This window comes from Tenacibaculum sp. Bg11-29, from assembly GCF_002836595.1.
GTDB lineage: Bacteria > Bacteroidota > Bacteroidia > Flavobacteriales > Flavobacteriaceae > Polaribacter.
In genome coordinates, this window is record NZ_PJBB01000003.1 from 550,231 (window position 1) to 570,353 (window position 20,123).

General features: G+C 30.9%; 14 protein-coding genes. 8 read left to right on the plus strand and 6 right to left on the minus strand.

What is annotated here, in order from left to right:
• Positions 1-64: 64 nt before the first annotated feature.
• From CXF68_RS02620 to CXF68_RS02635, 4 genes are all read left to right on the plus strand, one after another.
• Complete coding sequence (locus tag CXF68_RS02620; RefSeq protein ID WP_101042798.1) at positions 65-2,398, plus strand: TonB-dependent receptor; 2,334 nt, start codon at positions 65-67, stop codon at positions 2,396-2,398.
• 207 nt (positions 2,399-2,605) lie between these two features.
• Positions 2,606-5,353, plus strand: a complete 2,748-nt coding sequence (locus tag CXF68_RS02625; protein WP_101042799.1) for a TonB-dependent receptor — start codon at positions 2,606-2,608, stop codon at positions 5,351-5,353.
• Between the two features lie 123 nt (positions 5,354-5,476).
• On the plus strand, positions 5,477-7,429 hold the full coding sequence (locus tag CXF68_RS02630; protein ID WP_101042800.1) for a hypothetical protein: 1,953 nt from the start codon (positions 5,477-5,479) through the stop codon (positions 7,427-7,429).
• 139 nt (positions 7,430-7,568) lie between these two features.
• The gene (locus CXF68_RS02635) at positions 7,569-8,645 is read left to right on the plus strand and encodes a thrombospondin type 3 repeat-containing protein (RefSeq protein ID WP_101042801.1); all 1,077 of its coding nucleotides are present in this window, start codon (positions 7,569-7,571) and stop codon (positions 8,643-8,645) included.
• A 376-nt stretch (positions 8,646-9,021) separates the two neighbouring features.
• On the opposite strand, the gene infB is transcribed toward CXF68_RS02635, so the two are convergent.
• From infB to rimP, 3 genes are all read right to left on the minus strand, one after another.
• Positions 9,022-11,880 carry a translation initiation factor IF-2 gene (infB, locus tag CXF68_RS02640; protein WP_101042802.1) on the minus strand — a complete coding sequence of 953 codons (2,859 nt, stop codon included), beginning with the start codon at positions 11,878-11,880 and terminating at the stop codon, positions 9,022-9,024.
• A gap of 131 nt (positions 11,881-12,011) precedes the next feature.
• Positions 12,012-13,268, minus strand: a complete 1,257-nt coding sequence (gene nusA, locus CXF68_RS02645) for a transcription termination factor NusA (protein ID WP_101042803.1) — start codon at positions 13,266-13,268, stop codon at positions 12,012-12,014.
• 12 nt (positions 13,269-13,280) lie between these two features.
• Positions 13,281-13,742, minus strand: coding sequence for a ribosome assembly cofactor RimP (gene rimP, locus CXF68_RS02650; protein WP_101042804.1), 462 nt, complete (start codon positions 13,740-13,742; stop codon positions 13,281-13,283).
• Positions 13,743-13,908: 166 nt separating this feature from the next.
• Here rimP and CXF68_RS02655 point away from each other — a divergent pair, with 166 nt between their 5' ends.
• Entirely contained in the window at positions 13,909-14,736 is an 828-nt protein-coding gene (locus CXF68_RS02655) for a universal stress protein (RefSeq protein ID WP_101042805.1), read from the plus strand.
• 122 nt (positions 14,737-14,858) lie between these two features.
• On the opposite strand, the gene CXF68_RS02660 is transcribed toward CXF68_RS02655, so the two are convergent.
• Both CXF68_RS02660 and CXF68_RS02665 read right to left on the minus strand, forming a co-directional pair.
• The gene (locus CXF68_RS02660) at positions 14,859-15,851 is read right to left on the minus strand and encodes a glycosyltransferase family 4 protein (protein WP_101042806.1); all 993 of its coding nucleotides are present in this window, start codon (positions 15,849-15,851) and stop codon (positions 14,859-14,861) included.
• Entirely contained in the window at positions 15,852-16,715 is an 864-nt protein-coding gene (locus tag CXF68_RS02665) for a hypothetical protein (RefSeq protein WP_101042807.1), read from the minus strand.
• 102 nt (positions 16,716-16,817) lie between these two features.
• On the opposite strand from CXF68_RS02665, the gene CXF68_RS02670 reads away from it, so the two are divergent.
• From CXF68_RS02670 to mscL, 3 genes are read left to right on the plus strand one after another with little or no spacing between them, the layout of a single operon-like run.
• Positions 16,818-17,429 (plus strand): thymidine kinase, encoded by a 612-nt coding sequence (locus tag CXF68_RS02670; RefSeq protein ID WP_101042808.1) that lies wholly within the window; start codon positions 16,818-16,820, stop codon positions 17,427-17,429.
• Positions 17,422-18,522, plus strand: a complete 1,101-nt coding sequence (gene alr, locus CXF68_RS02675; RefSeq protein WP_101042809.1) for an alanine racemase — start codon at positions 17,422-17,424, stop codon at positions 18,520-18,522. The genes CXF68_RS02670 and alr overlap by 8 nt, the downstream gene beginning before the upstream one ends.
• Before the next feature lie 52 nt (positions 18,523-18,574).
• Positions 18,575-18,976, plus strand: coding sequence for a large-conductance mechanosensitive channel protein MscL (gene mscL / locus CXF68_RS02680; RefSeq protein WP_101047306.1), 402 nt, complete (start codon positions 18,575-18,577; stop codon positions 18,974-18,976).
• A gap of 38 nt (positions 18,977-19,014) precedes the next feature.
• Here the strand turns inward: mscL and CXF68_RS02685 are convergent, their stop codons facing one another.
• Positions 19,015-20,013: a hypothetical protein gene (locus tag CXF68_RS02685; protein ID WP_101042810.1), complete on the minus strand. Its 999-nt coding sequence runs from the start codon at positions 20,011-20,013 to the stop codon at positions 19,015-19,017.
• Between the last annotated feature and the right edge of the window lie 110 nt (positions 20,014-20,123).

Sequence of the window (20,123 nt, forward strand, 5' to 3'; positions counted from 1 at the left end):
TTACATAAACATATTTTTAGCCTTGTCTAAATATTATTTTATATTTGCGAAAAAATAAAATAAGATGAGAGTATTTATTGCGATAGCAATTTTATGTATATCGACAACATTACATAGTCAAACTATTACAGGAAAAATAACCGATTCGAAAGGAGAAGTACTACCTTTTGCAAACATTAGCATTAAAAATAGTAAAAAAGGAACTACAGCTAATGAAAACGGAAAATTCATAATTGAAGGTCTTAAACTGAAAAAAGCAACTATCACTGCTTCTTTTACTGGTTATATTTCAGAAAAAAAACACATAAAAATTTCTGAATCTGAAGAAAACATACTTATTTTCTCTTTAACAGAACACGCAGAGCTTCTTGATCAGATTACCGTAACAGGAACAAGAACTGATAGACGCAGAACCCAAAACCCCGTAATTGTAAATGTAATTAACAGTCAAACTTTGGCTAACGTGCAAGCTTGTAATTTATCAGAAGGTTTAAAATTTCAAACAGGTTTACGTGTAGAAACCGATTGTCAAACCTGTAATTACACACAATTACGTATGAATGGCTTAGCTGGTGGTTATTCTCAAATATTAATTAATGGTCGCCCTATTTTTAGCCCATTAACAGGCCTATATGGTTTAGAACAAATACCTACGAATATGATAGACCGTATTGAAGTTGTTCGTGGTGGTGGATCTGCTCTTTATGGTTCTAGCGCTATTGGTGGTACTGTTAATGTAATTACCAATATCCCTAAAAAAAGCAACTATAGTATTGGGTACACCTACCAAAACCTTAAAGGAGCTGCCGATCAAATTATTGCAGGTAACGCAACCGTTGTTAACGAAGAAAAAAATGCTGGAATTTCATTTTTTATTAACAATAGAGCTCGTACTATTTATGATCATAACGGAGACAATTTTTCTGAACTTCCAAAATTAAAGAACAATTCTTTTGGAACAAATATGTTTTTCTTGCCTACTGAAAATCAAAAGCTAGAAATTAATTTTAGTAAAATGAATGAATATCGTTATGGTGGAGAAATGATTAAAAACGCTCCACACTTCGCTTTACAATCTGAAGAACGTACGCACGATGTGTATGTTGGTAATATTGATTATCAAATTAACTTTAATGAAGATAAAAGTTCATTAATCACTTATTTATCATCACAATACACAGGAAGAGAACACTATACAGGAATTAGGCCTGATATAGGAAGTCCTGAAGACACAGCGCATTTAGCAAAACCACCTTATGGAAATTCTGAAACGACCACTTTTCAAGGTGGACTTCAGTTTAACCATAAGCTAAATAATTTCTTTAAAGGAAATAATGTATTAACTCTTGGTGGAGAATTTGTTCAAGATGATGTTTATGATGAAATTAAAGCATATGAGTATTTCGTAGATCAAACAACAAAAAACTATGGATTCTTTTTTCAAAGTGATTGGGAAATTAATGAAAAATGGAATTTACTTGCTGGTGTTCGTTATGACCACCACAAGTTAGATGCCTTAAAAAAAGATGGAACTCGAAAATTAATTACCAACAATGTTGCAAGTCCACGTGCTTCACTTTTATTTAAACCCTTTGAAAAAGCACAATTAAGAGCAACTTGGGGTACTGGTTTTAGAGCTCCTCAAGCCTTTGATGCTGATTTACATATTGCTTTTGCTGGTGGTGGAGTTTCTAGAGTTCAACTAGCTGATGATTTAAAAAGAGAACGTTCTAACAGCTATACAGTTTCATTTAACTATGACATGCCTACAGAACATTACATTTATGGATTTACAATTGAGAGCTTTCACACTAATCTAAAAGATGCTTTTTATTTAGAATCAATAGGTGAAGATCAGTTTGGTGAAGTTTTTGAAAAAAGAAATGGTGACGGAGCTATTGTAAAAGGAATTACGCTAGAAACTCGCTTAAATTATGACGGTATTATTCAATTAGATGCAGGTTTAACGCATCAATCAAGTAAATTTAATACCGCTGTGAACAATTCTGATGCACTTGACCCTAAAAAAGAATTCTTACGTACTCCTAGTACCTATGGATATGCTACAGCTACCTATACACCAAATCAAAAATTTAAAACTGCTTTAAATTTAGTGTATACTGGTAAAATGGATGTATTACACTTAGCTTCTAATAAAAACTTACTTAAAGATGAGTATTTCAAATCTCCTTCTTTTTTTAACTTCGGAATTAATAGTACTTATACTTTCGAAGTAGAAAACTTACATACTAATATTGAACTTTCTGCTGGCGTTAAAAATGTTTTTGACAATTATCAAACTAAATTTGATATTGGTAAAGAGCGTGACAGTAATTTTATTTACGGCCCTGCTAATCCTAGAACCTTTGTTTTAGGAATTAAATTTACAAGTTTTTAATTTTTTTTTAACATAAATAATTTCAAAAGGAGCGTCTAAATAGACGCTCCTTTTTTGCGTAATGCAAAATTAATACTCTCATAACATTACGTACATCAATTAACATTCTAGAAACATTCTAATAAAACAACCATAATTTACATGTAACATTAGATTTACAATCTAGCATCAGATTTGCAGTGTAATTAAGAAATCAAGTTATCTAGAATGAAAAAATTAATAATTATTACTCTTTTAAGTCTTTGTCATTTTGCTTTTTCGCAAAACAAAGGAACTGTATCAGGTACACTTACAGATAAAGAGATGAATGGAGAAGCATTACCTTTTGCTAATGTTTTTATAAAAGGAACGTCAATTGGAGGAACGACAGATATGGATGGTAAATACACTATCAACGTACCTATAGGCAAACAAACTATTGTTTTTAGCTTTATAGGATATCAAACTATAGAAAAACAAATTGATGTTAAATTAAATCAACCTTTAATTATCAATCAAGAGCTAGGTGCTAACGAAGGTGTTTCACTAGATGAAATTGAAATTAAAGTAACTGTTAGTAGAGAAAAAGAATCTGCATTATTATTACAACAAAAAAAAGCATCTGTAATTGTTGAAAGTATAGGAGCTCAAGAACTTTCTAAAAAAGGTGTTAGTGATGCAGGTTCTGCAACTACAAAAATATCTGGAGTCGCTAAAAGTGAAGGTTCTGGCGATATTTATATTCGTGGTTTAGGTGATCGATATTTATCTACAACAATGAATGGCTTACCTATTCCTTCTGATGATGTAAGTAATAAGAACGTTAATTTAAGTTTGTTCAATACCAATATTATTCAAAACGTAGGTATCAGCAAAACATATTCAACTTCAAGTTATGTCGATCAAGGATCTGGTAATGTTGATATTGCTTCAAAAGAATACACAAAAGATCTGGTTTCTATAAGTATTAATGGAGGAGCAAATACAAATGCTCTAAAAGTCGATAATTTTAAACAATCAATAGTAAGTAATGATGTAACTTTTGGGTTTCATAAAAAAAAATATGCTCTTCAAAATTTAATGACGCTACAAGGATGGGATACTAAAAATGCAGATAGGCCTATAAACTATGGAATATCATTATCAGGAGCTAAAAAATTTAATTTCCTTAACAAAGATTGGAAAATTTTAACGTCAATTTCTCACTCTAAATCATCAGAATATAGAAACGGTTTCTTTAAAGCATACAGATCAAATGTCTTAAATAATTCATTTTCTGATGTTGAAAACTTCATAACAAGAACAAACAGTACTGGTTACATTAGAATTGATCTGAAATTAAATCAAAACAATAAATTAAAGTACAATACTTTATTTGTTAACACAGGTGAAGATGGTTTATATGAACAAGGTAGAAATGGTGAAGGGTATGTATTTGATCAAGATCCACAAGAAACAGGAGCTTTTGTTAGAGACCAAAACTTTAGACAAACAACAATGGTTGTAAATCAGTTAATGGGAGAGCATAACTGGAAAGAAAACAACAAATTAAATTGGGCAGCTGCTTACAATTTTGTTTTAGCAGAGGAACCTAATCGTATTAGAAATGAGGTAAATATTTTAAATATTAATTCAAGTCCATTAATCCAGTTTTCACATGTTGGTGACTTTCAGCAAAGAAAATCTTCTCAAAAAATAGAAGATATTGAATACAATGCTTTTATAGAAAACCAATGGGCTTTAGGGTCTTCAGTCGATGATTATGAGGTAAAACCTTATAAATTAAATTACGGTTTAAATTATCGTAAAAAAGAAAGAACTTTCAGTTCATTATTCATTGGGTTTCGTGCAAAAGGTTTTACAGCACCTTCTATTGATGAAATATCACAAACTTTACAACAAGGTACAAATGGTGGTTTAACGCTAAGAAACCCACAAGCTGATTTATACCAAGGAGAATTATCGGTATTAGCTGCATATACTAATTTCGACTTTAAATTTGACAACAAACTATCTGGTAATATTGGTTTACGTTTTGAAAGAGATGAAATAGATATGTCATGGAATGTAGCAAATCGCCCTGGTAGATATGGAGCTACTAATAAAGTATACGAAAGTTTATACCCTAGTGTTAACTTGAAATATGAACTTAACGAGAATAATTTTATTCGTTTTGCTTCAAGTGTAACACAAACATTACCTGAATTTAAAGAATTATCACCTTTCGAATATGTTTCACCAACGGGTCGTGTTATTGGAGGTAATGAAGATTTAGAAAAATCAGATATTTATAATATTGATTTAAAATGGGAATTTTTTCCTAGCAGAAACGAGCTATTCTCTGCAACTGCTTTTTACAAACAAATTAACAATCCTATAAATTTAACTCAAGATCAAGGTTCATCAGGTTACTTTAAATTTTTCAATACCGGTGAGCAAGCTGATATTTTAGGTTTTGAACTTGAAAGCAGATTAAACTTATTAAAAAATGAAGATGATCAAACTATGTTAAGCGCTACTGCCAACTTAACAAAAATGTGGTTTAATCAAGATTTAGATGCCAAGTATCAATACAAAGGAAAAAAAGAATCTGAATTACAAGGAGCTTCTGATTTTATAGCTAATGGTTCTTTAAGTTATGCTAATAATAAAGAGCATGAATTTTCTGCAACCTTAACTGGTAATTACGCTTCAGATAAAATTTATGCTTTAGGGTCTCCAGAAGATTTTACAAACAGTACAACTCTTTATAATGATGAAATTATTGAAAAAGGATTTATAACACTTGATTTTGTAGCAAGTAAACAATTATTTAAAGGCTTTACCGTTAAACTTGTTGGAAAAAACTTATTAAACCCTGCTATAAATCAAACACAATTGGTTCGTGATTTAAATACTTTAATTCAAACTAACGAAACAGTATCATCTTATAAAAAAGGAAGACAGGTTACATTAAGCTTAAACTACACCTTTTAAAACACACAAAACTTTAAATTAACATTAGTCATTTTAAGTAACGATCAGTTAATCTTTAATTAAAAGAAAAGAGAAATAAGGATCGTTAATTTGTTAAACAAAAAATAAATAAAGAATTCAAAGATGAAAAAATCATTTAAATTATTAAGTATAGCAGCTTTATCTGTTGCAGCTTTAACTTTTACAGGTTGTAGTAGTGATGACCCAAGTATTTTGCCTCCTGATGTTTCAAATGTGGTAGAAAAATTACAAAATGGTATTATGAGTGGTGAACTTACTGAGAATTTCACTTTATCAAATAAATCTTACTCATTAACTAGTTCTTTTATAATTAAAGAAGGAGCTACTTTAACAATTCCTGCTGGTACAAGTATCGTTGCTGATGCAAAAGGTACTGATGTTTATATCGCGGTTTTACAAGGTGGTAAAATTAATATTAATGGTACCAATACAAACCCAGTTGTTATGAGTTCTAGCGAAGGTGAACCTGGAGATTGGGGTGGATTAACTATTTGTGGTAAAGCAACTACAACTGCAGGTACTAATGTTACTGCTGAAGTTGGTGGATTTATCTATGGAGGTACTGATGATACCGATAACTCAGGTGTTATTAAGAACTTAGTAATTAAAGGTACTGGTGCTCAAATCAATACTGAATCTCAATACAACGGAGTTTCATTCTACGCTGTAGGATCTGGAACTATTGTTGAAAACATTGCTGTTTTTGATGGTGCTGACGACGGATTAGAATTTTTTGGAGGTACAGTATCTGCTAAAAACATCTACTTAGAAAACTTAGAAGATGATGCTATCGATTGGACAGAAGGATGGAATGGAACAGTTGAAAACTCTTATGTTATTAATACTAAAGCTGGTTTTTCTACTGTTGTAGAAGGAGATAAATTAAATGGTAACCCAAAATTAATTAATTTAACTGCTAAGTCAATTGTTGGTGGTACTGCATTACAATTTAAAAAGCAATCTGGTGCGACTATTACAAATTTATTCATAGAAGGGTATGACAAGAATATCGATATGAAAGATGCAGGTCCTTTAGCTAACGTAATCATTGATGGTGCTGTAGGAGAAGCTAGTAAACAATACATGTCTGGTACTAAAGTTGATATATCTTCTTGGTCTTTTATCAACGGTGAAGTAATAAACATTACACCTTTAGAAGGGAACGTAACTGGAAATGTAACATTAACTGCAAATAACATCTATAATTTAACTGGATCATATATCGTTCAAAACGGAGCTACTTTAAATATAGAAGCTGGAACTAAAATTATTGTTGATGCAAAAGGGACTGACGTATATATAGCTGTTTTACAAGGTGGTAAAATTAACATTAATGGTACTGCTGATGCTCCTGTAGTAATGAGCTCTGCTAATGCTAAAGCTGGTGACTGGGGAGGTTTAACTATTTGTGGTAAAGCAACTACTTCTGCAGGAGTTGACGTAACTGCTGAAGTTGGTGGATTTAAATATGGTGGTACTAAAGATGATGACAACTCTGGTACTATTAAGTATTTAGTTATTAAAGGAACTGGTGCTCAAATTAATACTGAATCTCAATATAACGGAGTTTCTTTTTACTCTGTAGGTTCTGGAACAACAGTTGAAAATATTGCCGTTATTGATGGTGCAGATGACGGAGTTGAGTTTTTCGGTGGAACTGTTTCTGCGATGAACTTATACTTAGAAAACAACGAAGATGATTCAGTGGATTGGACTGAAGGTTGGAATGGTACAATAAAAAACACGTACATTTCTCATACTAAAGATGGGTTTTCTACTGCTTTCGAAGGAGATAAAGCAAACGGTAATCCAAAATTTGAAAACTTAACAGCTATTTCTACCGTAGGAGGTACTGGATTACAATTTAAGAAACAATCTGGTGCTACTATTACGAACATATGGTTAGAAGGATATAGTAAAAATATCGACATGAAAGATGATGGCCCATTAGTTAATGTTCAAATAGACGGAGCTGATGCTTCAAATACTGCAGATTATAAGACAGGTACTAAAGTTGATGTTTCAACTTGGTCATGGAAAACTGCAGGTTTATAATTAAATAAAACTTTATATAAAAACCGAGCTATATGCTCGGTTTTTTTGTGCTCTTTACTTTTACATTTTCATTACTTTTAAATTACTTCATCTCATATCATTTATACTAAATTGTTATAGTAATCTTTAAAATTAAATTATGAAAAAAATATTACTATTCTTTATTGTTTTTTATTCACTTAGTGTTAATAGTCAATTACTAGAAACAGGTTATGAAACAAGGAATTTAGGTCAGAGTTTGACAGAAGCTCAAGCATTATTATGTTCTGGTAATGTAATTAATAGTGGAAGAAGAGGACGTTTTAATGTATTGTCAGAATCCAAAAGTCCTTTACAAGTCAATAAACTTTATAAATTGGATGAAGATGGTGAATTTCGCTATTATTATATTATAAAGAAAAACTCTAGTTTTAGAGATAGAGATTCTTATTTTGATAATAGATTTACTTTACTAAATACTGTAGTTTGTGATAGAGATAATGATGGAGTATCTGATGACCAAGACAATTGCCCAAGCACATCCAATTCAAATCAATTAAATTCGGATAACGACTCTATAGGGAATGTTTGCGATAATTGCCCCAATCAAGCAGGCCCATCATCTAATAATGGATGTCCCATACCACAAGGTAAACCAGATTTTAAAGTTACTGCTATTTCTATAAACGCAGGAGGTGTTACGACAAGTACAAATACATCTAGTTATTTAAATCTAAGAAGTAATCAAAACCATAAATTCTGCGTTACAGTTAAAAATATAGGTAATAATACTGGTAATTTAAACAATGTTTCCTTTGTTTTATCAAATGGAGTAAGTCTTTTAGCTTCAAGTATAATTGCGAACCTTCCAGCTCCATCTGCGGGAACAGTTACCATAGCCCCTAATGAAACAAAAGAGTATTGTGTAGAATTGTATATTTGGGATAATTATCTTGGTTATAGTTTACCTTCCTTTAATTACATTCATACTGATGTTGATTATTACAATAACACTGACGAATCTAATGAAACCAACAACAAAGCACATGCAAGTGTTAGCTATTCATCTTCTAGAAACCCCATTACTCTAATCATAAATGACACCAATGGTAATTTGGTTAATAAAACAATAATTAACAATAAAGAAGAAGAATTTTTATTAATAAAAGGGCTAAATAAAGGACTATATTTTATAAATAAAGATGGTAAAAAATCTCAAATTTATAAACTAAATTAAATAAAAAAAGTTGAATTAAAATTGGCTTTTTATGACTAAAAATATTAAGTTCAATAATAAATTTTATTACTTATAGATGTTTAGGTAATTTTACACCCCAAAACTTAGAATACATCACTTACAATATGGACGCTACTCTTCTACTACCTTTAAATAATTAGTAAACTTACCGTTGTTTAATTTGTGAATTAGACTAGCATTCTTATTATACTTAACAAAACATTCTATAAAAATAAGAGACTTTAAATACAACATAATTTAAAAAACATATATATTTTTCGTGGATATAAATTATACTCTTTAAATAACATTAAAATCCATAAAAAAAGACACCTTAAATAAGGTGTCTTTTTATGAATTATATAGTTTTTACTCTTTATTTAAGCTTTTTCTTAACTGCTATTTCAGTATAAGCTTCAATTACATCTCCTTCGGCAATATCATTGTATCCTTTTATTTGAACACCACAATCATATCCTTTTGTTACTTCTTTAACATCATCTTTGAAACGTTTTAATGCAGTTAATACGCCATCATGAACAACTATTCCATCTCTAATAATACGGATTTTAGAATCTCTTGTAATCTTACCACTCATTACCATACATCCTGCAATGTTACCAACTTTAGAGATTTTATAAACTTCTCTAATTTCAACATTACCAAGAATTTCTTCTTTCATGTCTGGAGACAACATCCCTTCCATTGCATCTTTAAGGTCGTTAATAGCGTCGTAGATAATTGAGTAAGTTCTAATATCAACTTCTTCTCTATCTGCTACTACACGAGCATTACCTTGCGGTCGTACGTTAAACCCAACAATAATGGCATCAGAAGCAGTTGCTAATAACACATCAGATTCTGTAATTGCTCCAACTCCTTTATGTAAAATATTTACTTGAATTTCTTCAGTAGATAATTTCTGGAATGAATCTGTTAAGGCTTCTACAGAACCATCTACATCTCCTTTTAAGATAATGTTTAGTTCTTTGAAATCTCCTAACGCAATACGACGTCCAATTTCTGCTAATGTTAATGTTTTTTGAGTTCTTACAGATTGCTCACGTTGTAATTGAGAACGTTTAGCTGCAATTTGTTTCGCTTCACGCTCATCTTCAAATACATTAAACTTATCACCTGCTTGTGGCGCTCCATCTAATCCTAAGATTGATACTGGCGTTGATGGTCCAGCTTCTTTTAAATTATTTCCTTGATCATCAAACATTGCTCTTACCTTACCACTGTGCTTACCTGCTAACAAGTAATCTCCAATTTTTAAAGTTCCTGCTTGAACCAAGATTGTAGATACATATCCTCTACCTTTATCTAATGATGCTTCAACAACTGCACCAGTAGCATTTTTATTAGGATTTGCTTTTAATTCTAAAATTTCAGCTTCTAATAAAACTTTTTCTAATAATTCAGGAACTCCTGTTCCTATTTTTGCTGAGATATCTTGAGATTGAATGTTTCCACCCCATTCTTCAATTAACAAATTCATCTGAGATAATTGCGTTTTTACATTATCTGGATTTGCATTTGGTTTATCAATCTTGTTGATAGCAAAAATAATTGGTACTCCTGCTGCCTGAGCATGAGAAATAGCCTCTTTTGTTTGTGGCATTACATCATCATCTGCTGCTGCTACAATAATTACTAAATCTGTTACTTGAGCTCCACGTGCACGCATTGCTGTAAAGGCTTCGTGACCTGGTGTATCTAAAAATGCTATTTGTTGATCTCCAACGTTTACAGAATATGCACCAATATGTTGTGTAATTCCTCCGCTTTCTCCATCAATTACATTTGCTTTTCTAATATAATCTAATAATGATGTTTTACCATGATCTACGTGACCCATTACCGTAATAATTGGTGCACGTGTTATTAAATCTTCTGGTTTATCAACTACTTCTTCAATAGATTCTTCAACTTCAGCTCCAACGAATTCAACTTTATGATTAAATTCTTCTGCAACAATAACTAATGTTTCTGCATCTAAACGCTGATTCATTGTTACCATCATTCCAAGCATCATACATGAAGAAATAATATTTGTTACAGGAACATCCATCATTGTAGCAACTTCACTTACAGTAACAAACTCAGTTACTTTTAAGATTTTGTTATCTAATGCTTGAGCTTCTAATTCAGCTTCTGTATGTTCTCTGTGAGCATCTCTTTTATTTCTACGATATTTTGCTCCTTTACCTCTTTTAGATTTACCTTGAAGTCTCTCTAAAGTTTCACGTACTTGTTTTTGTACTTCTGCTTCTGTTGGTTCCTCCTTTTTAACAGGTGTTGCTGATCTTTGACCTGGTCTTCCTCTTCCTCCTGGACGACCTACTCCGCCACCTCTGTTTGGACCACTTCTTGCTCCACCTCTTGCCGGTGGTCTAGCAGTAGATCCAGGTTTAGCTGTTCCTGGCTTACTTATTCTTTTACGCTTCTTTTTATCGGCGTCATTCTTCGAGTCAGGTTTCTTCTTCTTAGGTCTTTCAAATTGCTTTAAGTCAATTTTTTGACCTGTAATTTTTGGACCATCAAGTTTTTTATACTGAGTTTTAAGTTTCTCTGCATTTTCTGGAGTAATTTCAACTGGTTTTTCAGCTTTTACCTCCTCAACTTTTGTATCTACAACCTTTTTAGTTTCTTTTAACTCCACCTTTTTAGGGGCTTCAGTTTTCACTATTGTAGGTTTTTCAACTTTAACAGGTTCTTTCTTAACCTCTTTCTTTTCTACCTTAACAGTTGGTTCTTCAACTTTTTTGGTTTCTTGAACAGTTACTTCTTTTTTAGGGGCTTCTACCACCACTTTTACCTCTTCTTTTATAGGTTCTTTCGCAGGCTCTTTTTTCTCTTCAACTGCTTTACCAGTTTTCACATCAATTTTACCTACAGTTTTAAAGGCTAACTTTTTAGCTTTAGCTTTTAAAACTTCTTGCTTCTTAGCGTCGTCTTCTAATCTCTTCTTTTCCTGCTCTTCTTCAACACGTTGACGATTAGTCTCTTTTTCCTTACGCTTTTCTTCGCTTACTTCCTTAGAGGCTATCTTCTTAGATTTATCTGTTTGAAACCCATCAAATAATATTTGATATTCTTTATCAGAAATTTTAGTAGTAGGACGAGCTTCTATTTCATGACCGTTTTTAGCCAAGTGTTCTACAGCTCTATCTAAAGAAATGTTTAATTCTCTTAATACTTTATTGAGTCTTAATTTGTTGCCTTCAGCCATAAATTATTTTATACTTTATATTCAAAAAACACACTTTATAGTTTAGTATAGTTATGTTTTTTTTCTTTGTGTATCAGATTTTGTATTGATTATCATCAATTTTGCAGGAGACTGACTTCCTTATTCTTTTATTACTCTTCGAATTCTTCTCTTAAAACTCGTTGAACATCTAAAATTGTCTCTTCTTCTAAATCGGTTCTTTGCACTAACATCGAAACATCTTTTTCAAGAACACTCTTTGCTGTTTCTAAACCTATTTTTTTGAACTCAGCAATTACCCAAGCTTCAATTTCATCAGAAAACTCTGTTAACTCAACATCCTCTTCTTCAAGACCTTCACGTTGAACATCAATTTCATATCCTGTTAATTCACTTGCTAATCTAATATTAACTCCTGAACGTCCAATTGCCTTTGATACCTCTTCTGGTTTTAATAAAACGCTTACACGTCCTTTCTTTCCATTTTTTTCTTCATCGTAAAGCTTAATATCTACCGAAGTAACTTTTGCTGGACTTAATGCTCTTGCTACAAATAACGGTTCGTTTTTTGTAAAATTGATTACATCAATATTTTCGTTTCCTAATTCACGAACAATACCGTGAATACGAGATCCTTTTACACCAACACAAGCTCCTACTGGATCAATCCTATCATCATAAGAATCTACCGCTACTTTTGCCTTATCTCCTGGTATTCTTGCAACGCGCTCAATCGTTATTAAGCCATCAAATACTTCAGGAATTTCTTGTTCGAATAATTTCACTAAGAAATCTGGTGACGTTCTTGACAAAATAATAGCAGGTTTATTACCTCTTAATTCTACTGATTTTATAACCCCACGAACTGAATCTCCTTTTCTAAAAAAATCTGAACGAATTTGCTCACTTTTAGGTAAAACAATTTCATTTCCTTCATCATCTAACAAAATTACTGCATTATGACGAATATGATGTACTTCTGCACTATAAATACTACCTTCTAATTCTTTAAATTGTTTAAAGATATTTGTACTATCATGTTCATGAATCTTAGCTATTAAATTTTGGCGCAATGCTAAAATTGCACGTCTCCCTAAATCTATTAACTTTACTTCTTCTGATACATCTTCACCGATTTCAAAATCTGGCTCAATTCTTTTTGCTTCAGCAAGTTCTATTTCTTCGTTATCATCTTCAGAAAAACCATCTGCAACTACAATACGGTTTCTCCAAATCTCTAAATCTCCCTTATCTGGGTTAATAATTATATCAAAGTTTTCATCAGATCCAAACCTACGTTTTAATGCTGCACGAAATACTTCTTCTAATATAGCCATTAGAGTTACTCTATCTATACTTTTATTATCTTTAAACTCTGAAAATGACTCAATTAACGCAATATTTTCCATTTCATTCTCTTATTAAAATATGATCTTCACTTTTGCTTCCTTAATATCTTCATATGGTAAAACTATTGTTTTTTCTACCGTATGCTTTCCTTTACCTATTGGCTTAGGTTCTCTTGCTTTCCAATACAGAGTAATATTCTCCTCTGCAGCTTCGATTAATGTCCCTTCAAATTCTTCAGTCGCTGTTTTAACTTTTAGAATTCTTTTAACATTCTTTTTATACTGACGCTTAACCGTAAGCGGATGTGCAATATCTGGTGTCGTTACTTCTAAAGAAAAATCATCTTCTTCTCTATCTAAATTATTCTCTATTTTTCTACTAATACGAATACATTCATTTAACGGAACCCCTTGATCACCATCAACAATTACTTTTATCTTACTATTAGCCAAAAACTGCAAATCAATTAAATACAATGATTGATTCTCTTGTAAGGCTTCTTCTAATAATTCTTTTACGGTTTCTTGATTCATCCTAATGTATAAAAAGAGGGGACTTCCGTCCCCTGTATCTATTCTGATTAATAAATTTGCTGCAAATATAGTAAGTTATTCATTAACACACAAGTGTCTTTCAGTTTTCTAATTCAGAAAAAAAATCGTAACTTGAAGCAAGTATTAACCTTTAAATCTTAATATTATGAAAAAAATATTACTCCCTATTGACTTCTCAAAGTATTCTAAATACGCATCAAAGATTGCTTCTAAAATAGCGCGGAAAACTGATAGTGAAATACACCTAATTCACATGATTGAACTACCTAGTGGATTTTCTGACATGGCATCTGGCGCAAACATTAGCATACCTGAAAGCATGTTATATATTAGAAAAATTAAAGACCAAATTATCGAATATAAAAATACCTATTTTCCTAAAATAGACAACGTATATCACGCTATACGCTTTCAAAATCCTTACGAAGGCATCAGAGATTATTCTAAAAAAATTGGTGCTGATTTAATTATTATGGGATCTAAAGGACAAACCGCTTTAGATGAAATTATAATTGGGTCTAACACCGAAAAAATTGTTAGAAACTCTGAAATACCTGTAATTATTTCTAAAAGAGATAGTGATAATTTTAAATTAAAAAAACTAGTTTTTGCGTCTACTTTTGAAAATGATGAAGCAAAAGCACTTGAAGGATTTATAGATTTCGCATCTAAATTTAAAAGTAAAATTTACTTATTAAAAATAAACACACCTGATAAATTTGAAAACACCAATGATTCTAAAAACAAAATAAATGCTTTCGTTGAAAAATACAATTTAACTAATTACACTATAAAAGTATACAACGATAAATCAATACAAAATGGAATATTAAATTTTTCTAACGATAACGATATTGATATTGTTTCATTGGCAACCCACGGTAGAAGTGGTTTATCTCGTTTTTTTAATGGGAGTGTCTCTTTAGATTTATCAAAAAATGTTTTGAAACCTGTACTTACTTTTAAAGTATAAATTTTAACTATAAATAAAACCACAACATTATATGTTTTATCCAAAAAATGAAAAGTCCCCCCATTTTTTATTTATAGAACAAAAAACTTAACCTTCCCCTAAACACCAAAAACATTTCCTTATTACCCCCCTCTATAAACGGCCAATAACTCCTTCGCTTCTTTTTTAACACTCCAATTTTGAATAATTTCTTCTCTTGCCTCTATTTCAAATTTGGGTGATTCTTCTTTAATCATTCCTAAAACCAAACTTTTTAAATTTTCGGTATTTCCTGCTTCAAACAAGTATCCGTTTTTCCCATGAGATATCATTTCAGAATGAACACCTACGTTTTTTGTTGCAATTACCGTGTTACCGCAAGACATTGCTTCTGCACACACTAAAGAAAAGCCTTCTGTATAAGAAGGTACAATTGAAATTTTTGCTGCTTGATAATAAGAAATTATATTCAGTGTTTCATCAATAAAATAAACCTGACTTTCTACTTTATTTTTTTTAACAATTTCCTTTAATTCATCTAAAAAAACAGGCTTATCTACTTTACCTACAATAACTATAGCCCAATTCTTACACACCCTTAACTCTTCGCATAGCGACTCAAGCATAATCTTTTGCCCTTTTGCTTTTCGAACTCTTCCTGCACAAAGAATTATATTTTTTTGTGATACATCTTTTAACTGAACATCTTCACATGGAGCAAACACTTCGGTATTAACCCCATGAGATACTTTTGTGTTTTTAATACCAAGTTTTTCATGCATCGACTTTGTTAATGTAACAACCTCATCTGAATACCTCAACAAAAACCTTGTTAAACCTGAAGGATCACTCTCTGCATGTCTCGTTGACACTAACTTAAATTTTGCTCCTAAAAAACGATACCACAATATTTTCATAATTTCATTGTTTCGGTGACAATGAACTACGACTTTCTTGTTTGAAAAGAGTATTTCTTTTAATCCTGATTTCTTTAACTTATCACCTTCTATACCGTAACCATAAATATATGTGTTACATAATTTCTTCAAGTCTGGAATCACATTTTCAATACTCCTTGTAACTCCTGTTCTTCTTTTATGAAAATGAGTATGTATAACTATTAGGTCAGTATTCATTTAAGTAAATCTTCTTTCTATAATTTCAAACAACCTAGTTTCGTACGCTTCCGTATCAGACCAATCATAATCTGGTTTTACCATTTTATTAATAAAACTTCTTGCTTCTTTTTCTGTTTTAAACGTATTTAATTGAGAAATCACTCTATTAAAATCATTCTGATTATTATCAAACAAGTGCTTAACAAAAGCTATTCTATCATTTAAGCCAATTTGTATAGTATTCTGTAAACGATCATTTAATGATTTTGAATCTACTTTCTTAAATAAATCCGCCATTACATCTACAGAAATCGTATCCTGTAATTCCTCTTCTAGGGTTTGTGTTTTTCTCTCTCCTACATCTCCTACATCATTCTTTACATTGCTAGCCTCTTTAAATAATATATCTTCAAGTTCATCAAAAGGCTGTTCTAAAATCTCATCTACATTTTTTGTTACTATACTTCCTTCTTCCTTTTTTTCCGTAATGTCTTGTACGCTTACAACTTCCTCTACCTCTACAATTTCTTTAATCGCTATAATTTCTTCAGCTTCTACAACCTTTTCGTCCACAAGTTCTTCTTCTACAAACTCTTCTTCTTTTAAATAATGAACAACTTTGTTTTCTTTTGCTAAAGCCACCTCAACCGTAGCTTTCTCTATTCTATTTTCTTCTGCCAACAAAACATCTTCTAATAATGCTGTTTTTGTTTTCGAAGGATTTGGCGTATTATTAATGTACTCTTCTACATATGCTAAAACTGAAAGTTTCTCATAAACTTCATAGGCTTTTTGCTTTAACTCAAACACATCATCTTTCTTTTTCATTTTTAAAATACTGTGTGCTAAACTGGTTAAATCTGATGCTAGTTTTTTGTGCATAAGTTGTTCTTTGATTTTATTTTTTTCTGTTAAATTTTAATAATTTTGTTGCTTACTCGAAAGTAATATAAAAATCAATAATCTAGTGCTTAAAATTACAAAATGTTTCTTGAAAATACAGTAAACCACACAGAACAATTTGGTTGGATCGAAGTAATATGCGGCTCAATGTTCTCGGGTAAAACCGAAGAGTTAATTCGCAGACTTAAACGTGCACAATTTGCAAAACAACGCGTTGAAATTTTTAAACCAGCAGTAGATACTCGTTATGATGATGATGAAGTTGTATCTCATAATGCAAATAGAATTAGATCAACACCAGTTCCTTCTTCTTCAAACATTCGCCTACTAGCCAACAATGTTGACGTTATAGGTATTGATGAAGCACAATTTTTTGATGAAGGTATTGTTGCTGTTTGTAATGACTTAGCAAACAGAGGTATTCGTGTTATTGTAGCAGGCTTAGACATGGATTTTAAAGGAAATCCTTTTGGTCCTATGCCAGCATTAATGGCAACTGCTGAATACGTAACAAAAGTGCACGCTGTTTGTACACATACTGGAAACTTGGCACATTTTAGCTATAGAAAAGCATTAAATGAGGATTTGGTTTTACTCGGTGAAACCCAAGAGTACGAGCCTTTAAGTAGAGCTGCGTATTATAAAGCAATGAAAGAACAGAACAAACAAAAAGAAAATTTACCTGATGAATAATCATGTCACTATTTTAGAAATTGATGCAAAAGCAGTAGAACACAACCTTACTTACTTTAAGCAAAAGCTAAATCCGAACACTAAGATACTAGCGGTTGTTAAAGCTTTTGGTTATGGTAGTGAATCTGTAGAAATTGCTAAATTACTTCAAGATAAAGTTGATTATTTTGCGGTAGCTTATTCAAATGAAGGCGTAATTTTACGTGAAGCAGGTATTAAAACTCCTATTTTAGTTTTACACCCTCAAATTCAAAACTTAAAAGAAATTGTAAAGCATAGGTTAGAACCGAACCTCTATAATTTTAAAATTTTTGATGCTTTTATTCAGTTAGCCGATGAAAAACCTTTAATGAATTACCCAGTTCATATTAAATTTAATACAGGTTTAAACAGATTAGGTTTTTGGCATACCGATGTTCCTAACATTATTACTGCTGTTAAAAAATCTAATAACATAAAAGTTGAATCTATTTTTTCTCATTTAGCTGCCAGTGAAGATCCTAATGAACAAGAATTTACAATTGGGCAAATAAATAATTTTGCTTATATCGTAAAACAATTTTATGAATATTTAGGCTACGAACCAATGCTTCATATTTTAAACACTTCTGGTGTTATAAATTATCCGCAAGCTCAGTTCGATATGGTTCGTATAGGTATTGGCTTGTATGGTTTTGGAAATAATCCAGAAGAAACAGCTCAATTAAAAAACACACATACTTTAAAATCTATTATTTCACAAATACATATAATTCAACCCGGTGAAACCGTTGGCTACAACAGAGAATTTGTTGCAAATAAGGTTACTCGTAGCGCCACTATTCCTATTGGTCATGCTGATGGAATTTCACGAAAACTAGGAAACGAACAAGGGTTTGTAGTTATAAATAAACAAGCTGTTCCTATTATTGGTAATGTTTGTATGGATATGATTATGGTTGATGTTACAAAAATTGATTGTAAAGAAGGAGATGAAGTTATTGTTTTTAACCACCAACAACACATAGATTACATTGCTCATAAATGCGAAACAATTCCGTATGAAATACTTACAGCAATATCACAACGCGTAAAAAGATTGGTAAAGCGCTAATTTTTTTATATATTTTCAACTCAATTAACTATTAAAAACAAAAATCATGGGAATGCTTAAAGAATTTAAAGAGTTTGCAATGAAAGGTAATTTAGTCGACATTGCTGTAGGTTTCGTTATGGGAGCTGCTTTTAAACAAGTAGTAACTTCTTTTACAGCTGGAATTATATCACCTTTAATAGGTTTGTTATTTAATGCAAACTTCAAAGATTTAAAATACATAGCAAAACAGGGGATCGCTGATAAGGCTGGAAAGATAACAGGTGAAGTAGCTATTTTATATGGTGAATTTTTAACTAACATTATCGATTTCATTATCGTTGCCTTTGTAATGTTTATGGTTGTAAAGGGTGTTAATGCTTTAAAGAAAAAAGAAGAACCTGCTCCTGAAGCTCCAAAAGGACCAAGTCAAGAAGAATTATTAGCTGAGATTAGAGATTTACTTAAAAAATAACATCAAAAAGCCCCTCGATTTAAAAAATCTTGGGGCCTTTATTTAAAAGACATCATTGTTCTAGATTTTATCTCTACTTTTAATTCTTTTATTTTCTCATACATACTTGTGAAAAAAAGTTTTCTATTTACTTCATTTGTATCTCCTGATATTTTTTCCGAAAACTTAAGCTGTCTTTTCAAAAACAAATCTACGTCATTACAAACAGTTTCATCTTCAATTTTCATATGGGAAAGTGAACCATATGGAACTAACAATGCTTTCCTTCCTTTTGTTTTATAAAAAATAGTGTGATTTAAATTTAAAAGCTTACTGTAATACAATTCAAACCCTCCTTTATTTTCAGTATTAAAATAACTATTCGCTGTAGATTTTTCAATTTCATTAACCACATTAAGAATATCTTCACACAATTGAATTGCCTCTTCTTTTTGAATTAATTTAGTTTTAAAAAAATAAAAAACTTGATACAAAGAACTGTTAATTGTTGTATCCTCCCAAAGATCAATAATATTAGTTTTTTTAAAATTACTTTTAAATTCATCAACAACTTCTACTAACGACGTTTTAAGTTTAAAGTCTTTAAAACTCACTCGATCTTTATCATCTTTATATAAAAAATTAAACAACACATAAATTCTAAATTTCCAATACAAACTATCTGTGCTAAAATGATAAAGAGGAATATCTTTTGCTGAATATATAACAGTTACGTCTTTATATTTAAAAAAAGTTTTAGTATAAGAAGAAAAATCTTTATAAAACTGAACAAGGCTATTTACAGTACTTTCATAAGAATTGTTTCTAACCATTAAAAAATTATCAGATTTCAACTCATATAATTCGTTAAGTGAAATATTATAAAATTTAGCTAATTCGATTCCTTCTTCAAATGTAAGTAATGTTTTCCCTTTTATTCTCCTATATGCGGCATCAGAACTAATATCTAATACATCAGAAATTTCCTCTACAAAAAGAACATTCTTAGGGAGACTCTTCTTTATCTTGCTAAAAAGTACGCTTCCTTTTAACTTCATAATTATTTTTATTAATTAAAAATTGCAATAAGAAATTTATTTTTTTGCGTTTTTCACAACTTAAATTTAACATAATTTTATTTAATTTACGCTAGAATCTATTTTTTTAT